Source organism: Streptomyces sp. NPDC059668, assembly GCF_042734135.1.
GTDB lineage: Bacteria > Actinomycetota > Actinomycetes > Streptomycetales > Streptomycetaceae > Streptomyces.
Map to the genome: position 1 here is coordinate 27890 of NZ_JBHWEL010000008.1, position 16676 is coordinate 44565.

Sequence of the window (16676 nt, forward strand, 5' to 3'; positions counted from 1 at the left end):
CCCCGGGGGCCCCCTCTCTAGGGTCTGGTGGGGGTTGGGGCCGCCCACCGGAACTCCCTTGGGGGGGGGGGCGGCCCGCCGGCCCGGGATCACGTACTTCCCGGCGGCGTCGATGGTCCGCTCGGCCGTCCACGACTCGGCCGTCGGGGTGCCGCTCGCGGCGAGCGCGACGACCCGGCCGTCCTCGATCAGGACGTCGGCGTGCATCTCGTCGGACGCGGTGATGACGAGGCCACCACGGATGACGGTACGGCTCATGCTCCCTCTCCTTCCGGTCGTGCGTGCACTGGGGGAATTCCGAAGCTGTCAGAAGCTGAGGTCAACGCTGTTTCCTCGGGGGCCCGACGAGTGGGAGGGCCCGTGGGCCCGGCCCCCGCCGGCCGGGCCCACCGGGGGCCGTCCGTCAGGGAGCCGTCAGCGGCCCGTAGGCCCCCGGGGCGCGGTCGCGGTAGAACTGCCACCGGTCGCGCACCTCGCGGAGTCTGGCCATGTCCAGGTCTCGGACGACGAGTTCGGACTCCTTGTCGCTCGCCACCTCGCCGACGAACTGTGCCTCCGGGTCGACGAAGTAGCTCGTCCCGTAGAAGTCGTCGTCGCCGTACTCCTCGACACCCACCCGGTTGATCGCGCCCACGAAGTACTCGTTGGCGACGGCCGCGGCGGGCTGTTCCAGCTGCCACAGGTAGCCGGAGAGTCCGCGCGAGGTGGCCGAGGGGTTGAAGACGATCTCCGCACCCGCGAGGCCCAGCGCGCGCCAGCCCTCCGGGAAGTGCCGGTCGTAGCAGATGTACACACCGATCCTGCCGACGGCCGTGTCGAAGACCGGCCAGCCGGAGTTGCCCGGCCGGAAGTAGAACTTCTCCCAGAACCCCGCGACCTGCGGGATGTGGGTCTTGCGGTACTTGCCCAGGTAGGTGCCGTCGGCGTCGATCACCGCCGCGGTGTTGTACAGGACCCCGGGCTGCTCCTCCTCGTACATCGGCAGGACGAGGACGAGGCCCAGTTCCTCGGCGAGAGCCTGGAAGCGCCGGACGATCGGGCCCTCCGGGATCTGTTCGGCGTACGCGTAGAACGCCTTGTCCTGGACCTGGCAGAAGTAGGGCCCGTAGAAGAGCTCCTGGAAACACAGGACCTGTGCGCCCTGCGCGGCGGCGTCGCGGGCCGCCTGCTCGTGGACCTGGATCATCGACTCCTTGTCGCCGGTCCAGGCGGTCTGGAAGACGGCGGCGCGGATCACTCTGCTCATCGGGACCTCCGGTCGCTCGGTGTGCGAGGAGCCTAGGAAGCCCGGCGGACGGCTTTGAGATGCACCGTGTCACGTCTGAGGTGCGTTGTCGTTCCACGGTGTCACCCCCACGTCGTCGCATGTTTCACCTGAGTCATCCGGTGTTTCACCGTTGTTGAGCGTCGTGCGCGAGGAGCGCGATGTGCACGGAGGCCGCCTGTTCGAAGTCGTCGAGGTCCACCGCGAGGCGTGCCTCTATCGCCTCCAGCCGTCGGTAGAGCGCGGGCCTGCTGACGTGGTGGAGCTGCGCGGTGCGGGACTTGTTGCGGCCCGTCGCGAGATACGTCCGCAGCACGGGCAGCAGCTCCGACTCCGCGTCGGCCCCGCACAGCAGCCCGTCCAGCTCCCGTTCGGCGAAGGACTGGACGTGCGGGTCGTCCCTCAGCAGCCGTACCAGACCGCGCAGATGGACGTCACGCAGCCGTACGGGCACCGGACGGTCCTCCCGGCCGACGGGCGGGTCCGCGGCCGCCTCGGCGACGTGCAGGGCCTCCCGCAGGCCGCCGGGGACGTCCTCCCAGGCGTGGCGCGCGGCGGCGGCCGCCACGGTCACGGGGGCGCCGGTCTCGTGGCGCAGCCGGGCCGCGAAGTGCGCGGCCAGTGCCTCGGCGTCCTGGTCACGGGCGAGGCTGAGCAGCACGGCGGTCGCACCGTCGGCGAGTTCGGCGACGAGTCCGGACAGGCCGAGCAGCCTGAGCACCCGGTCCAGCCGGGCGGGGTCGCCGTCCCGGACGGCCAGTGGCACGAACAGCCGCCGGTTCACGGGCAGTCCGGCCGCGCGCGCACGCGGGAGCAGCTGCCGCGCCGGTACGACTCCGCTCACCAGGTCGGTGAGCAGGCTCTGCGCGGACTCCTCCTCCCAGGTGTGCGCGGAGCCGGCGAGCATCCGGTGCAGGACCAGTGCCTCGGCGGCCCGGTCGGCGAGCAGCCGCCCGGTCACCGCGTCGCCGCGGTGACCGCACAGCACGATGCGGCCCCAGCGCTCGCCCCGCCCGCCCAGCTCGGCCCGGATCCACCCGTCGCCCTCGCTGCCGCCCGCCTGCCGGGCGATGCGCTCCCAGTCGCGCAGCACGTCGTCCACCGCGGACCGCTCGCCCGCGGTGGCGAGGACCCGGTGGGCGAGGTTGGTGACGACGACGGGGCAGGCCGCGTGGCCCGCGATCTCGTCGAGGATGCGCTGCATGGGAGCGCCGGAGGTGATGAGGCCGGTGAGCGCGGTGCGTACGGACTCGGAGAGACTCACGGCCGCGAACTTGCTGGAGACCAGCCGGGACTGCACCTCTTCCGTCAACTCGGCGAAGGGGAAGGGCCGGTGCAGTACGACCATGGGCAGCCCGCACCGCTCGGCGGCCCGGCGCATGACGTCCGGCGGTGCGGGGAAGGCCCGGCCGAGTCCGAGGACGACGGCCGCGGCCTCCGCGCGGTGCAGCGAACGGATGTACTCGGCCTGCGCGTCCGGGTCGCCGGCCAGCAACACCCCGGTGGTGAGCACCATTTCGCCGCCGCTGAGCATCACGCCCACGTCGGCCGCCTCGGCGACGTGCACCCAGCGCACGGGCCGGTCGAGGTGGCCCGCGCCCGCCACCACCTCGGGCTCTCCGGCGAGCACCCGTTCCAGGGTGAGGACCTGGCGTACCGACAGGGCGGTGTCCGAGGCGGTGGTCATGGCGACGTTCCCTTGCTCGGGTTCTCTTACCGGGTGCACCTCAGCGCGCGATCCAGGATCGCCGCGCCCTCCTCCGCCTCCGCGACGGTGAGGGACAACGGCGGTGCGATGCGCAGCACGCTGGTGTCGTGACCGCCGCCCTTGCCGATCAGCAGGCCCTCCTCGCGGGCCGCCTCCAGCACGGCGGCGGCGCCCTCGGGATGTGCCTCGTCGGTGCCGGGCTTCACCAGTTCGACGCCGATCATCAGCCCGCGGCCGCGGACCTCCCGTACGCCGTCGACCTGCGCGGCGATCGCCCGCAGCCGCTCGATGAGCAGCCCGCCGACGCGCCGGGCGTTGCCCTGGAGGTCGTGTTCGAGGAGGTAGCCGAGGTTCGCCAGTCCCGCCGCCATCGTGACCGGCGAGCCGCCGAAGGTCGAGATGGAGTTGGAGTCCAGGCAGTTCATGATCTCGGCGCGGGCGACCACGCCGCCGATGGACATGCCGTTGCCGATGCCCTTGGCGAAGGTCAGCATGTCCGGCGGGCCCGCGGCGTCGTGCGCCTGCCAGCCCCAGAAGTGCTCGCCGGTGCGCCCCCAGCCGGTCTGCACCTCGTCGGCGATCCAGAGGATGCCGTGCTCGTCGAGGACCTCGCGGAAGGCCGCGTAGAGGCCGTCGGGCGGGATCGTGAACCCGCCGACTCCCTGGACGGGTTCGGCGATCAGGGCCGCCGGCGGCCGGACGTGGCCGAGCAGGTCCCTGAGGTCCTCGACGCAGGCCGCGATGAACTCGGCGTCGGACAGGCCCGCGTAGGGGCCGCGGGTGCGGACGCCACCGTGGACGTACAGCGTCTGAAGCGGCGACAGCGAGGTCGGCGACCAGCCCCTGTTGCCGGTGATGCCGACCGCGCTGAAGGAACGCCCGTGGTAGCTGTTGCGCATCGCCAGGATCTGGTTGCTGCGCCGGTGGGCGGTGGCGAGCAGCAGGGCCGTGTCGTTGGCCTCGGTCCCGGAGGTGGTGAAGAAGACACGGGCGTCCGGGATGCCGGACAACTGGGCGATCCGCTCGGCGAGTTCGACCATCGGCCGGTTGAGGTACAGCGTGGAGGAGTGGATGATCCGGCCGGCCTGCTCGCTGACGGCCTTGGTCACCTCGGGCAGCGCGTGCGCGGTCATCGTCGTCAGGATGCCGCCGAAGAAGTCCAGGTACTTCTTGCCGTCGGCGTCCCAGACGTGGCGGCCCTCGCCGTGGGTGATCTCCAGCGGGTCCTGGTAGTAGAGGGCCAGCCAGTCGGGCAGTACCGCCTTGTGACGTGCGTACAGGTCGCTCACGGCCGCACCAGCCCCTCGTACGCGTCGGGCCGGCGGTCGCGGTAGAACGCCCACTGCTGACGCACCTCCTCGATCAGGTCGAAGTCGAGGTCACGGACGACGAGTTCCTCGGCCTTGTCACTCGCGGTCTCCCCCACGAACTGGCCGCGCGGGTCGACGAAGTACGAGGTCCCGTAGAAGTCGTTGTCCCCGTACTCCTCCTGCCCGACCCGGTTGATCGCCGCGATGAAGTACTCGTTGGCGACGGCCGCGGCGGGCTGTTCCAGCTGCCAGAGGTAGGCGGAGAGGCCGCGGGAGGTGGCGGAGGGGTTGTAGACGAGCTGGGCGCCGTTGAGGCCGAGTTGCCGCCAGCCCTCGGGGAAGTGGCGGTCGTAGCAGATGTAGACGCCGATCCGGCCGACCGCGGTGTCGAAGACGGGCCAGCCCAGGTTGCCGGGTTTGAAGTAGTACTTCTCCCAGAAGCCCTTGACCTGGGGGATGTGGTGCTTGCGGTACTTGCCGAGGAAGGTGCCGTCGGCGTCGATCACGGCCGCGGTGTTGAAGTAGAAGCCGGACTGCTCGACCTCGAAGACGGGCACGACGACGACCATGCCGGTCTCGCGGGCGAGTTCCCGCATACGGGTCACGGTCGGCCCGTCGGGCACGGGCTCCGCCCAGCGGTAGTGCTCGGGCTCCTGGACCTGGCAGAAGTAGGGGGCGTTGAAGACTTCCTGGAAGCCGATCACCTGCGCGCCCTGCCGGGCCGCCTCGCGGGCGTGCTCCTCGTGCTTGGCGACCATGGATGCGGTGTCGCCGGTCCAGGTCGCCTGGACCAGAGCGGCACGTACGACGTTGGCCATGAGCTGCTCCTTCGACGGGACGTCAGAGAGCCTCTACGCCCGTAGACAAAGGCGGTAGAGGCTCGAAAGTAAGCCCCCTGGACAGCCTTGCCAAGACCATCGGGGTTAACCCGCTGAGTCGATCACGTTTCACACCCCTGTGGGTGAGAGGCTGACCGGGGCGTGGGCCGCCCGGGTGACTCAGGCGGTGAAGCCCGCCACCCGGAGGGCGTGCACCAGGTCCCAGTGGCGTTGTTCCGAGATCCCCCGGGCGGCGTCCAGCAGGAGCGGCACGAGCCGCGCCGGGTCGTGCCCGGCGCTGCGGGCGGCCTCCTCGGGGGTACGGACCCGTACGTAGGCGTCGAGCAGTGCCCGGACCTCGCGCCGCCGGCCCTCGTCGGCGAGGCCGAGCACGGCGGCCCCGATCTCCGGTGCGGGGCGGGCGACACCCTGGCGCAGCATCTGCTGTCCGTCGTCGTCGCGGCCGGCCGCGACGAGCGCGTCGGACGCGGCGACCAGCCGGTCCGCGGGGAGCGAGGCGGCCTCCCACAGCAGGGTCGCCCAGTCCGCGCCGAGGCCCGCGTCGTGCAACCCGGCGGCGAGCAGGGGGAAACGGGCGGCCGGCCAGTACGCGGCCTCGACGAGCGTGGCGTGCGCCTCACCGCTGCGGCCCTCGGCGCGCAGGCGGACCAGGGCCCGGACGGTCTCGGCGGTGGCCCGGCGGGCGTCGTCGTCCAGGGGCTCGGTCCGTGGTTCCGCCCGCTCCTCGGCGACCCCGGCGAAACGCGCGCCACGCGGTGTGCGGCGGTTCGGCGCGGCCGGGGCGGAGGGCAGGGGCGCCGGCGTCCCGGGGACCGGCTCGGGGGTTTCGCCGGCCTCGATCATCCCGGCGAACCGCGCGCTGCCCCGGGGACGGCGCCTGGAACGCTTTCCGGGCGCCGACGCGGGGGCGGGGGCGGGCCCGGGGATCGTGGAGTGCGCGGCCGGCGGCCGGGGCCCCTCGTGGGGCCGTACGGCGCCGGAGCGCTCCTCCGGCCGGACCTCGGGGTCGTACGCGTCGTACCCGGGGCCGGACGCGGGCGCGCCGGACCCGAAGCCGTCCCCGCCCGCGGCGGCGCCGGCATCCGTGAAGGTCTCACCGGCCCCGGGGCCGCCCGCGTCACGGGCGTCGGCCCGACTGCCGGGACCGCCGCGGGCGAAGGCGTCGCCGCCGCCACCGGGACTGCCGGCACCACCGGGACCGCCGGGACCGCCGGGACCGCCGGACTCGTCCGCCCCGGTGGCGGGGCCGCTCGGGGCGGGCCAGTCGTCGGGCGTGCCGGAGCCGCCGCGGTGGAAGGCTTCCGGGCCAGGCCCCGGAGAGGCGGCCGACGGGTCGTAGGGGCCCGGCCCCGCGGTCTCGGGCCGGGCCGGCGCCGAGGGGTCCGCGAACGGCGCGCGTCGCCCCCTCCACTCGGCGACCGCCGCCCGGCGTACGCCCCCGGCGGCCCCCGGGAGGTCCGGCGCGCCCGACACGTGGGTGCGCAGGGCGCTTCGGTCGAGGTCCTCCATACGGTGACGGAGTTCGGCGCAGCGGGCCGTGGCCCGTTCGTGGTCGTCGCGGGCCCAGGCCAGGTCCAGTCGTACCGAGTCGGCGTCCTGAGGGGTGGCGGCCTCCCCCAGCAGCCGGTTCAGGCCGGTGCGGCGGTCCGCCGCGTAGCGCTGTTCGCGGAGCATCACGTCGAGACGGTCACCGAGGGCGTCGCGCCCGCCGGGCCGGGCGTCGTACGCGGCGAGCGAGGCACCGTGCAGCGAACGGGCCCGCCGTGCCTCCTGTGCCGCGGCCCCGCCGCCGTACTCCGCGTCGAGGTCCTGGAGGAGCGCCTCCACCACGTCCCAGGGCGGCACCTCCCGGCCGTCCAGACAGGCCCGCATGCCTTCGGGGTCACGCTGCCAGAACACCCCGCACCAGCCGCCGCCCTGATCGAGCCGTCGCATCAGCCCGTCCAGATAGCTCGCGAACTCCCGTATCGCCTCGGGGAGTTGATCCACAGCCATCACACAACTCCCCGCCCGACTGGAGTACTCCGGTCCGGTAGAAAACACCCTCCGTGTTACGGGACGGCTACGGGGAGTTTTCGGGCCGGACGCAGAGTCCCGCGATCGAGGTCGTCCATGGACAGCCCGAGCGCCCTCGCCAGCGCCGCCACGGTGAAGAAGGCGGGGGTGGGCGCCCGGCCGGTCTCGATCCTGCGCAGGGTCTCGGCGGAGATCCCGGCGGTCGCCGCGACCTCCGCCATGCTCCGGCCGCCACGGGCCTCACGCAGCAACCGCCCGAAGCGTGCGCCGCGTTCGCGCTCTTCGGGGGTCAGCGGGGTACGCACCATGACCCCATTCTAATACCGGTATAGTAATTGGCATGGTGGAACTCAAGACGGACACTTCGATCGACGCGATGCACGAGGCGGGACAGGTCGTGGGCAGGGCGCTCACGGCGGTACGGGAAGCGGCCGCCGTGGGCGTCTCGCTGCTGGAGCTGGACGAGGTCGCCCACCAGGTGCTGCGCGACGCGGGCGCCCGCTCCCCCTTCCTCGGCTACCGGCCCTCCTTCGCACCCACCCCGTTCCCCGCCGTCCTCTGCGCCTCCGTGAACGACGCGATCGTGCACGGCATCCCCACCGCCTACCGGCTGCGCGACGGTGACCTCGTCTCCATGGACTTCGGCGCCGAACTCGGCGGCTGGGTCGGCGACTCGGCGATCAGCTTCGTCGTCGGCCGGCCGCGCGCCGCCGACGTGCGCCTGGTCGAGACCGCCGACCGCGCCCTCGCGGCGGGCATCGCGGCGGCCGTCGTCGGCAACCGCATCGGGGACATCGCGCACGCCGTCGGCACGGTCTGCCGCGCGGCGGGGTACGGCATCCCGGACGGCTTCGGCGGCCACGGCGTGGGCCGCCGCATGCACGAGGACCCGCCGGTCCCCAACGAGGGGCGCCCCGGCCGCGGTCTGCCGCTGCGCCACGGCATGGTCCTCGCCATCGAGCCGATGCTCATCGGCGGCGGCACCGACGGCTACCACGCGGCGCCGGACGGCTGGACCCTGCGCACGGACGACGGCTCCCGCGCGGCCCACGCCGAGCACACCGTGGCCATCACGGACTCGGGGCCCCGCATCCTGACGGCGCGCTGACCCCGGGTCCGTGCGAGCGTGTCGTGCACGGCGCGGGAGACCCGCGCCGTGCACCGCGTGCTGCGATCCGCCCCTCGTCCCGCTACGACGCGGGGCGCACCACCATCGCCGATCCTCCCCCGCGCCGTACGGTCTCCGCGGCGGCCAGCCACCTGCCGTCCGCGAGGCGCTGGACGCCCGTCGCCGCGCCGATCTCGGGGTTGAGCTTGAAGGAGTGCCCGAGCGCCTCCAGACGGGACCTGAGCGCGCTGTCGTAGAGTCCCGGTTCCAGTTCCGTCTGTGCCGCGTTGCGCTGGCTGGCGCGCGGCGCGGCGATCGCGTCGACGAGCGGCAGTCCGCGGTCCAGGAATCCGGTGAGCGTCTGCAGCACGGTGGTGATGATGGTCGCGCCGCCCGGCGAACCGAGCGCCACCACCGGCCGGTCGTGCCGGTCCAGCACGATCGTCGGCGAGATCGACGAGCGCGGCCGCTTGCCGGGTCCCGGCAGGTTCGGGTCGTGCACGGCCGGGTTTGCCGGGGTGAACGAGAAGTCCGTCAACTCGTTGTTGAGGAGGAAGCCGCGGCCCGGGACGGTGATGCCGCTGCCGCCGGTCTGCTCGATGGTCAGCGTGTACGAGACCACGTCGCCCCACTTGTCGGCGACCGTGAGGTGCGTGGTGTTCTCGCCCTCGTACGTCGTCGGAGCGGCGGTCCCGGCGGTGGAGCAGGCCGCCGGGTGGCGCGGGTCGCCCGGTGCGAGCGGGCTGGTCAGCACCGAGTGGTCCTTGACGAGGCACGCGCGTGAGTCGGCGTACCTCTGCGAGAGCAGTTCCTTCGTGGGGACGTTCTCGAAGGCGGGGTCGCCGACCCAGCGCCCCCGGTCGGCGAACGCGATCCGGCTGGCCTCGATGTAGTGGTGCAGGTACTGCACGTCGCTCGCCCTGGAGAGGTCGGTCCTCTCCAGGATGTTGAGAGCCTCGCCGACCGTGGTGCCGCCGGACGAGGAGGGCGCGATCGAATAGACCTTCCGGCCGCGGTACGAGGTCTCCGTCGGCGCCTGCTTCTTCGCCCGGTACGCCGCCAGGTCCCTGAGCGACAGCTTGCCCGGCCGGGCGTTGTAACCGGAACCGGCCCCCACCGGCGGCTTGTTCACCGTGGCGACGATGTCCTTGCCGAGGTCGCCGTGGTAGATCGCGCCGACGCCCTTCGTGCCCAGCTCCTCGTAGGTGCGGGCGAGGTCGGGGTTGGTGAAGGTCGAGCCGACGGCCGGGAGCGAGCCGCCGGGCAGGAACAGCTTCGCGGTGGCCGGGAAGTTCTTGAAGCGGGCCTGGTTGGACTCCGTCTGGGAGCGGAAGGTCGCGTCGACCTTGAAGCCGTCCCGCGCGATCCGTTCCGCGGGCTTGAGCACGCTGCTCAGCCGCCTGCTGCCCCAGCTGTCCAGCGCCGTCTGCCAGGTCGCGGGTGTACCCGGCGTCCCGACGCTCAGGCCGCTGGTGACGGCGTCCGCGAAGGCGAGGGGCTGTCCGTTCTCCAGGAACAGGCCCGAGTCGGCGCTCAGCGGCGCCGTCTCGCGGCCGTCGATCGTGTGCACCGTACGGGACTTGGCGTCGTAGTAGACGAAGTAGCCGCCTCCGCCCACGCCGGAGGAGTAGGGCTCCGTGACGCCGAGGGCCGCGGCCGTGGCGACCGCCGCGTCCACCGCGTTGCCGCCCTTCCTGAGGACCTCGATGCCCGCGGCGGAGGCGTCGGCGTCCACGCTCGCCACCGCGCCGCCGTACCCGACGGCGACCGGTACCTTCGCCGGCGTGCCGACGGCGGACACGGCGGCCTTCCCCGCACCCGGGGGCGCTGCCGCACCGACCGAGACCACCGCGGCCGAAACCGCCAAGACCGCCAGATTCCGCGCAACAGGGCGACGCATCCGTACCTCCAGTCAACAGCCGTCCGCGCAGCGTAACTTCACCTCCGCCCTTCCGTCAGGACCCCCTCGAACACCGTTGCGCATTGCGGCTAGCATGCGCGCCCATGAATGACGACGTGCGCAACATCGTCCTCGGCGTGCTGGCTGCGGGCATCAGCGCCGCCCTCGGCTGGCTCGCCCGCACCTATCTGTGGAAGCGGAGGCTCCGGCGCAAGCAGGCGTTCTTCGGGCTGCCCGACAACTCCGAGTCGTTGCTGGTGGTCAACCGGGAGGCGGGCGGGCCCGAGCTCACGGTGATGCGGCACGACGTCTTCGCACTGCTCGAACTGTCCGCGCTGATCAAGGACTGCGGTGCGCACGCCCAGGTCATCGCGCACGACGCGACCCAGCAGGGCTTCGGGGAGCGGACGGAGTTCTGCGTGGGCGGTCCGTCCTCGAACCGGAGGATGGCGGCACATCTGCACTCCCTGCTTCCGGGCGTCGAGGTGAACGTCGACGCCGAACCGGGCCCGGAGCGCGGCGCGTTCCGGATCGGCAGCGAGCGCTACCTCCTGGAGTCGGGCAAGGGTGAGTACGTGATCCTCGCCCGGCTGGTCGCCGGCCAGGAGCGCGGGACTCGGCCGGTGTTCCTCTTCTGCGGCCAGCGCGCGATCACCAACCAGGCCGCGACCCGCTACCTCGCCCGCAACCACGAGCGGCTGGCCCGCAAACACGGCGGGAACTCCTTCGTACTGCTCCTGAAGGTGGTGAACTCGCAGGCGTACGGACCCGACGTGGTCGAACTCGTCGCGGACGTGACCCGCGCCGCGCGGGCCCCGCTGCCCACACCGGCGCCGGACCCGGCGCCCGCGCCTGCACCCGCGCGCACCGCACGCACTTCGCGCCGCGCGTCGTAGAAACCGGTACACAACGGACCCACCCGCCACCTTACCGGAACCTTTACCGGTGCGTAACTTACCGACGGGTTACTTCTGGTAAGCCCCCGCGGTTACCGTCGGGTCACTTTCCCCCCACACGAGTGAGGAGTGGCCCGTGGGACACCGTCGCCATGCCCTGCGCACGACCGCCGTCGGTGCCGTCTCGGCGGCCCTGATCACCGGCGGCTCCCTCGGGCTCGCCCCCGCCGCCGGGGCGGCCGCGGACGGCGTCCGTTTCGTCGACATCACCGGCGACGGCGGCACGGTCCTCAAGGGCAACGTCGTCACCCCCGCGGACGCCGACGGCAGCCGCACCTACCCGCTCATCGTGCTGCCCACGAGCTGGGGCCTGCCCCAGGTCGAGTACCTCGCACAGGCCCGGAAACTCGCCGACTCCGGCTATGTGGTGGTCGGTTACAACGTCCGAGGCTTCTGGCAGTCCGGCGGCGAGATAGAGGTGGCCGGGCCGCCCGACGTGGCCGACACCTCCAGGGTGATCGACTGGGCGCTCGCCAACACCCCCGCCGACGCGCGGCGGATCGGCGTGGCCGGGGTCTCGTACGGCGCCGGGATCAGCCTGCTGGCCGCCGAGCACGACAAGCGGATCAAGGCGGTCGCCGCGCTCAGCGGCTGGGCCGACCTCATCGACTCGATCTACTCCGGCCGCACCGAGCACACCCAGGCCACCGCCCTGCTCGGCGGCGTCGGCGCCGTCACCGGCCGCCCCAGCGCGGAGCTCCGCGGGATCCTCTCGGCCTTCTTCTCCTCGGACCTCTCGAAGGAACAGGAGATGATCGCCTGGGGGCGGAAACGCTCCCCCGAGACCTACGTCGACCAGCTCGACAAGAACGGGCCGGCCGTCTTCATGGCCAACGCCTGGGGCGACACGATCTTCCCGCCCAATCAGTACGCCCGCTTCTACGAGGAGCTGACCGGCCCCAAACGCCTGGAGTTCCGCCCCGGCGACCACGCCACCGCCGAGCTCACCGGTCTGTTCGGAGTCCCCAACGACGTGTGGACGGACACCGGCCGCTGGTTCGACCACTACCTCAGGGGCGAGGACAACGGAATCGACCGCGAGCAGCCGGTCCAGCTCAAGTCCCGCTCCACCGGCGGTTACGAGGGCTACCCGGACTGGAAGTCGGTCGGCGCCACCACCCGGAAGGTCGCGCTGGCGGGCACCACCACGATCCACACGAACGTCGACTCGGGCGCGGACGGCGGGATCATCTTCCTCTCCAGCCTCCTGGACCAGGTGGCCCGGATCCCTCCGACGGCGGCCGTCCCGCTGCTGCCGCGCCGCTGGGCGGCCGTCTGGCAGTCGGAACGGTACGCGAGCGCCCAGCAGGTGCGCGGCACCGCCCGGCTGCACACCACGCTCACCCCGACCGAGGAGAGCGGCACCCTCGTCGCCTATCTGTACGACGTGGGGCCGCTCGGCCTCGGCAGGCTGGTCAGCAACGCGCCGTACACCTTCCACGGGCGGACGCCCGGCGAGTCGTTCGGCGTCGACCTGGACCTGTACTCCACGGCCTACGACGTCCCCGCGGGACACCGGCTCGCCCTGGTCGTCGACACGGTCGACCCGCTCTACAGCGAGCACAACCCGCCCGGCGCGCAGCTGACCTTCTCCTCACCGGCGAACGACCCGTCCTACGTGTCGATTCCCCTGCGCGAGCAGTGATCTCCGGCTGCCGCCGGCCGGGCCTGGCCCTGTGAGCTGCTGCTCCCCTATGGGGCGGTGGGGGGCCGGCCCCCACCCCGCAGCAGCGTCCCTGGTTCGGCCGGTGCCACCTTCACGGCCTCGGTCTTGGGACTGCGCCGCTCCCACCGGGACACCCACCGGGCGAACCAGGAGAGCAGCATGCACATCCCGATGTAGATCGGCGAGATCACCATCACCACGGGGATGAACGGCAAATCGTAGTCCAGGTTGGACGCGATCAGTTTCCCGGCGTGGAGGAACTCCTCATAGGTGATGAGATAACCGAGCGAGGTGTCCTTCAGGGCCACCACCAACTGGCTGATGATGGCGGGCAGCATCGCCCGTACGGCCTGCGGTACGAGGACATGGGACATGACCTGGGTCTTGCGCATGCCGAGCGCGAACGCGGCCTCCCGCTGGCCGCGGTCGACGGAGTTGACGCCGGAGCGGAAGACCTCGGCGAGCACCGAACCGTTGTAGAGCGTCAGTCCGGCGACCAGCGCGGGCAGCGGCTGCACCTTGAGCGCCACGAAGATGAAGAAGATCATCACCAGTACGGGCATGGCGCGGAAGAACTCGACGACCAGTGTGGAGATCCAGCGCACCGGGCCGTGGTCGGAGAGGCGCCCCGTGGCGAGCACCGCGCCCAGCGCCAGCGAGAACACGGCGGCCAGCGCGAAGGCCTTGAGCGTGTTGCCCAGTCCGCGCAGCAGGAGTTCCTGGATGCCCTTGTACTCGAAGGGCGTCCACTTCGTGTGGGTGAACTGGCCGGTGTCGAACAGGAGATACAGGATCCAGCCGATCAGGGCGAGGATCAGGGCGGTGGACACGAACCCGTACATCCGGTGCCGTCGCCGGGTCCTCGGCCCGGGGACGTCGTAGAGGGCGGTGGACCGGTGGGTGGCGGACCGGCGGGCCGGGGGCCGGGGGGCGGCTGGCTGATGGGCGGTGGCGGTCATCGGGCGACTCCCCAGCGCTTTTCGAGAACATTGAAGACCGCGCTGATGGCGAGGGTGATGATCAGGTACCCGACGGCGATCCAGACGAAGGTCCAGACGATGTTGTAGCCGAGCTCACTGAGCGTCTTGTAGGTGCCGAGCAGTTCGGTGACGCTGAACGCCCCGGCGATGGCGGAGTTCTTGGCGAGCGCGATGAGGGTGGAGCCGATCGGCGGGATCACGGACCGGAAGGCCTGCGGCAGGACGACCAGCGAGAGCGTCTGCCGGAACGTCATGCCGAGGCTGCGGGCCGCCTCGCCCTGTTCCCTGGGCACGGTGTTGATGCCGGCGCGCAGCGCCTCGCAGATGAACGCCGAGGTGTAGCAGCCGAGTGCCAGGACCGCGAACACCTGGAAGGGCAGCACGAGTCCGAAGCGCGGCAGGCCGAGCAGGACCGCGAAGAACAGCAGGGTCAGCGGGGTGTTGCGCAGCACGGTCACCCAGGCCGTGCCGAGGGCCCGCAGGGAGGCGACCGGCGCGACCCTGAAGGAGGCCATCAGGAAGCCGAGCAGGAGCGCCAGCACCGAGGCGTAGACGGTGAGTTCGACCGTGCCGAGGAATCCCTCGGCGAAGGTGGAGAAGTTGTCTGTCAGTACGTTCACGTCGGCCTCGTTCAGCTCGCCGGGTAGCGGTCGATGGCGGGCGGGGCGGGCGCGGGTACTCCGGAGAGCCCGAGCGTGGCCTCGTACGCCTTCTTCCAGTCGCCGTTCTTCTCCCGGGCCTCCAGCGCGTCGTCGAGTGCGTAGCGCAGCGCGTTGTCGCCGCGCGGGACGCCGATGCCGTAGGGCTCCTTGGAGAACGGCTTGCCGACGACCTTGAGTTCGTCGGGGGCCTTCGCCGCGTAGCCGATCAGGATCGCGTCGTCGGTGGTGACGGCGTCGACCTGGTAGGTGAGCAGGTTGTCGACGCAGACCGAGTAGGTGTCGTAGGCGACGAGTGTGGCCTTCGGGTAGTCCGTCCTGATGCGCTGGTACGGCGTCGAACCGGCCGCCGAGCAGACACGTCTGCCGGCCAGGTCCTGGGGTCCGTGGATGTCGTTCTCGTCCTTGCGGACCAGCAGGGACTGACCGGCCATGTAGTACGGGCCGGCGAAGCCCACGAGCTTCTTGCGCAGGTCGTTGATGGTGTAGGTGCCGACGTAGTAGTCGATCTGGCCGTTCTGCAGGGCGGTTTCGCGGTTGGCCGAGGCGACCGTCCTGAAGTTGACGGTCTTCGGGTCGAAGCCGAGCGAGGCCGCCATCATCCTGGCGATCTCGATGTCGAAGCCGGCGTAGGCGCCGGTCGCCGGGTCCCTCTCTCCCAGGTACGGCTGGTCCTCCTTGACGCCGACGTTCAAGTGGCCGCGCCTGCGCGCCCGTTCCCAGGTGGGTGAGTCGGGGAGCTCGAAGCCCTTCGCGATTTCGTAGGTGGGCAGCTTCTCCGCGGCCGGTCCCTTGGCGGGCGGGCTGCCCTCCTTGCCGCAGCCGGTGACGGTGGCGAGCAGCGCGGTGACCGCCACCAGGACGAGGCGCACACGTGTGGTACGGATCATGCGGTGCACTCCCCCGCTCAGTGCTTGAGGATCTTGGAGAGGAAGTCCTTGGCGCGGTCGCTGCGCGGGTTGGTGAAGAACTCCTCGGGGGCGCGGTCCTCGACGATGCGGCCGTCGGACATGAAAACGACACGGTTGGCGGCGGAGCGCGCGAAGCCCATCTCGTGGGTGACGACGACCATGGTCATGCCGTCACGCGCGAGTTGCTGCATGACCTCCAGGACCTCGTTGATCATCTCCGGGTCGAGCGCCGAGGTCGGTTCGTCGAACAGCAGGGCCTTGGGGTCCATGGCGAGGGCGCGGGCGATGGCGACGCGCTGCTGCTGGCCGCCGGAGAGCTGTGCCGGGTACTTGGGGGCCTGCGCGGCGAGGCCGACCCGGTCCAGGAGTTCACGGGAGCGCCGGTCCGCGTCCTCCCGCTTGCGTCGGCGGACCTTGATCTGGGCCAGCGAGACGTTCTGGAGAACCGTCTTGTGCGCGAAGAGGTTGAAGGACTGGAAGACCATCCCGACCTCGGCACGGAGCCCGGCGAGCGCCCTGCCCTCGTCCGGCAGCGGCCGGCCCTCCAGCCTGATGGCCCCCGACTGGACGGTCTCCAGGCGGTTGATCGTCCGGCACAGCGTCGACTTGCCCGACCCCGACGGGCCGATGACGACGACCACCTCCCCCTTGGCGACGGTGAGGTCGATGTCCTGCAGGACATGCAGCTCGCCGAAGTACTTGTTCACACCCTGCAGTTCGATCAGAGGATCGACAGCCATGCCCGGCCCTACCCACTCTCAGCTGTGTCGCAGATGCCGAAAGCTATACGGGCAAGATGGCGCTTAATACCCGACACGCACTTTTCGGGCATTAGCCGTATTTATCAAATTTCAGGTTTGCGGCGCGGCACTTGGGGGCGGGAGCGAGGGCCGCCGGGTCACCCCTCGGACACCTCCGCGTACAGCTGGGACAGCTCGGGGGCACCGCTGGCCGCCCAGGTGTGACCGGAGGCGACGACGTCGATCTCGCGGCCCGAGGTCAGCCGCACGACCGGCTGGCCGTTGGGCCAGATCTCCCAGGCGGCACCGGAGACCGTGCGCACGATGACCGAACCGAGGTAGAGGCCCGCGTCGTTACCGAGCCAGGGCAGGCTCTCCTCGTCGTCGCGCCAGCGCGGCAGCAACTGGTCCAGCGCCTCCAAAGAGGTCGCGGAGTCGTCGAGTTCGACGCCCGCCTGATGCGCCTGCGAACGCAGCAGCTCACACTCGGCGAGGAGTTCGGCGATGCCCGCCGGATCGTGGTCGCCCTCGGTGAACACGGCCACCCCGAAGGCGAGACCGTGCTTCTTGCGCCAGGTGCCCAAAAAAGGGATGTTCATACGCCCAGCGTGTCATTCCC

The 16676-nt window shown here is 71.5% G+C and carries 15 protein-coding genes and 1 pseudogene; 3 read left to right on the top strand and 13 right to left on the bottom strand.

The window, feature by feature from the left end; translation table 11 throughout:
* The 7 genes and pseudogenes from ACFV2J_RS08855 to ACFV2J_RS08885 form a co-directional block, all read right to left on the bottom strand.
* Positions 1-258 (bottom strand): annotated as a pseudogene (locus ACFV2J_RS08855) (dihydropyrimidinase); the annotation flags it as partial.
* Between the two features lie 145 nt (positions 259-403).
* Positions 404-1246, bottom strand: a complete 843-nt coding sequence (locus ACFV2J_RS08860) for a nitrilase-related carbon-nitrogen hydrolase (RefSeq protein ID WP_385094988.1) — start codon at positions 1244-1246, stop codon at positions 404-406.
* Positions 1247-1391: 145 nt separating this feature from the next.
* Positions 1392-2951, bottom strand: coding sequence for a PucR family transcriptional regulator (locus tag ACFV2J_RS08865; RefSeq protein ID WP_385094991.1), 1560 nt, complete (start codon positions 2949-2951; stop codon positions 1392-1394).
* Positions 2952-2977: 26 nt separating this feature from the next.
* The gene (locus ACFV2J_RS08870) at positions 2978-4261 is read right to left on the bottom strand and encodes an aspartate aminotransferase family protein (protein WP_385094994.1); all 1284 of its coding nucleotides are present in this window, start codon (positions 4259-4261) and stop codon (positions 2978-2980) included.
* Positions 4258-5100: a nitrilase-related carbon-nitrogen hydrolase gene (locus tag ACFV2J_RS08875; protein ID WP_385094997.1), complete on the bottom strand. Its 843-nt coding sequence runs from the start codon at positions 5098-5100 to the stop codon at positions 4258-4260. The genes ACFV2J_RS08870 and ACFV2J_RS08875 overlap by 4 nt, the downstream gene beginning before the upstream one ends.
* A gap of 180 nt (positions 5101-5280) precedes the next feature.
* Complete coding sequence (locus ACFV2J_RS08880) at positions 5281-7116, bottom strand: hypothetical protein (RefSeq protein WP_385437864.1); 1836 nt, start codon at positions 7114-7116, stop codon at positions 5281-5283.
* A gap of 56 nt (positions 7117-7172) precedes the next feature.
* Positions 7173-7445 carry a helix-turn-helix domain-containing protein gene (locus tag ACFV2J_RS08885; RefSeq protein WP_385088490.1) on the bottom strand — a complete coding sequence of 91 codons (273 nt, stop codon included), beginning with the start codon at positions 7443-7445 and terminating at the stop codon, positions 7173-7175.
* 32 nt (positions 7446-7477) lie between these two features.
* Here ACFV2J_RS08885 and map point away from each other — a divergent pair, with 32 nt between their 5' ends.
* Positions 7478-8245, top strand: a complete 768-nt coding sequence (map, locus tag ACFV2J_RS08890; RefSeq protein ID WP_385088492.1) for a type I methionyl aminopeptidase — start codon at positions 7478-7480, stop codon at positions 8243-8245.
* Positions 8246-8327: 82 nt separating this feature from the next.
* Here the strand turns inward: map and ggt are convergent, their stop codons facing one another.
* Positions 8328-10145 (bottom strand): gamma-glutamyltransferase, encoded by a 1818-nt coding sequence (gene ggt, locus ACFV2J_RS08895; protein WP_385088494.1) that lies wholly within the window; start codon positions 10143-10145, stop codon positions 8328-8330.
* 104 nt (positions 10146-10249) lie between these two features.
* Between ggt and ACFV2J_RS08900 the strand changes: the two genes are divergently transcribed.
* Positions 10250-11041, top strand: coding sequence for a hypothetical protein (locus tag ACFV2J_RS08900; protein WP_385088496.1), 792 nt, complete (start codon positions 10250-10252; stop codon positions 11039-11041).
* A gap of 136 nt (positions 11042-11177) precedes the next feature.
* Positions 11178-12746 carry a CocE/NonD family hydrolase gene (locus tag ACFV2J_RS08905; RefSeq protein ID WP_385088498.1) on the top strand — a complete coding sequence of 523 codons (1569 nt, stop codon included), beginning with the start codon at positions 11178-11180 and terminating at the stop codon, positions 12744-12746.
* Between the two features lie 47 nt (positions 12747-12793).
* On the opposite strand, the gene ACFV2J_RS08910 is transcribed toward ACFV2J_RS08905, so the two are convergent.
* The 5 genes from ACFV2J_RS08910 to ACFV2J_RS08930 form a co-directional block, all read right to left on the bottom strand.
* A complete protein-coding gene (locus ACFV2J_RS08910; RefSeq protein ID WP_385088514.1) occupies positions 12794-13609 on the bottom strand; it encodes an amino acid ABC transporter permease in 816 nt (271 codons plus the stop codon).
* Between the two features lie 113 nt (positions 13610-13722).
* Entirely contained in the window at positions 13723-14367 is a 645-nt protein-coding gene (locus ACFV2J_RS08915; RefSeq protein WP_385088500.1) for an amino acid ABC transporter permease, read from the bottom strand.
* Positions 14368-14378: 11 nt separating this feature from the next.
* Positions 14379-15296 carry a glutamate ABC transporter substrate-binding protein gene (locus ACFV2J_RS08920; protein ID WP_385088502.1) on the bottom strand — a complete coding sequence of 306 codons (918 nt, stop codon included), beginning with the start codon at positions 15294-15296 and terminating at the stop codon, positions 14379-14381.
* A gap of 17 nt (positions 15297-15313) precedes the next feature.
* Positions 15314-16057 (bottom strand): amino acid ABC transporter ATP-binding protein, encoded by a 744-nt coding sequence (locus ACFV2J_RS08925; protein WP_385088504.1) that lies wholly within the window; start codon positions 16055-16057, stop codon positions 15314-15316.
* A gap of 158 nt (positions 16058-16215) precedes the next feature.
* Positions 16216-16656: a DUF6278 family protein gene (locus ACFV2J_RS08930; RefSeq protein ID WP_168530852.1), complete on the bottom strand. Its 441-nt coding sequence runs from the start codon at positions 16654-16656 to the stop codon at positions 16216-16218.
* Between the last annotated feature and the right edge of the window lie 20 nt (positions 16657-16676).

Bases quoted from the DNA above. Each gene is read 5' to 3' on its own strand.
- map (WP_385088492.1), top strand. From the start codon at position 7,478: ATGGTGGAACTCAAGACGGACACTTCGATCGACGCGATGCACGAGGCG.
- ACFV2J_RS08880 (WP_385437864.1), bottom strand. From the start codon at position 7,116: ATGGCTGTGGATCAACTCCCCGAGGCGATACGGGAGTTCGCGAGCTAT.
- ACFV2J_RS08900 (WP_385088496.1), top strand. From the start codon at position 10,250: ATGAATGACGACGTGCGCAACATCGTCCTCGGCGTGCTGGCTGCGGGC.
- ggt (WP_385088494.1), bottom strand. From the start codon at position 10,145: ATGCGTCGCCCTGTTGCGCGGAATCTGGCGGTCTTGGCGGTTTCGGCC.
- ACFV2J_RS08865 (WP_385094991.1), bottom strand. From the start codon at position 2,951: ATGACCACCGCCTCGGACACCGCCCTGTCGGTACGCCAGGTCCTCACC.
- ACFV2J_RS08860 (WP_385094988.1), bottom strand. From the start codon at position 1,246: ATGAGCAGAGTGATCCGCGCCGCCGTCTTCCAGACCGCCTGGACCGGC.
- ACFV2J_RS08885 (WP_385088490.1), bottom strand. From the start codon at position 7,445: ATGGTGCGTACCCCGCTGACCCCCGAAGAGCGCGAACGCGGCGCACGC.
- ACFV2J_RS08920 (WP_385088502.1), bottom strand. From the start codon at position 15,296: ATGATCCGTACCACACGTGTGCGCCTCGTCCTGGTGGCGGTCACCGCG.
- ACFV2J_RS08925 (WP_385088504.1), bottom strand. From the start codon at position 16,057: ATGGCTGTCGATCCTCTGATCGAACTGCAGGGTGTGAACAAGTACTTC.
- ACFV2J_RS08910 (WP_385088514.1), bottom strand. From the start codon at position 13,609: ATGTACGGGTTCGTGTCCACCGCCCTGATCCTCGCCCTGATCGGCTGG.
- ACFV2J_RS08875 (WP_385094997.1), bottom strand. From the start codon at position 5,100: ATGGCCAACGTCGTACGTGCCGCTCTGGTCCAGGCGACCTGGACCGGC.
- ACFV2J_RS08930 (WP_168530852.1), bottom strand. From the start codon at position 16,656: ATGAACATCCCTTTTTTGGGCACCTGGCGCAAGAAGCACGGTCTCGCC.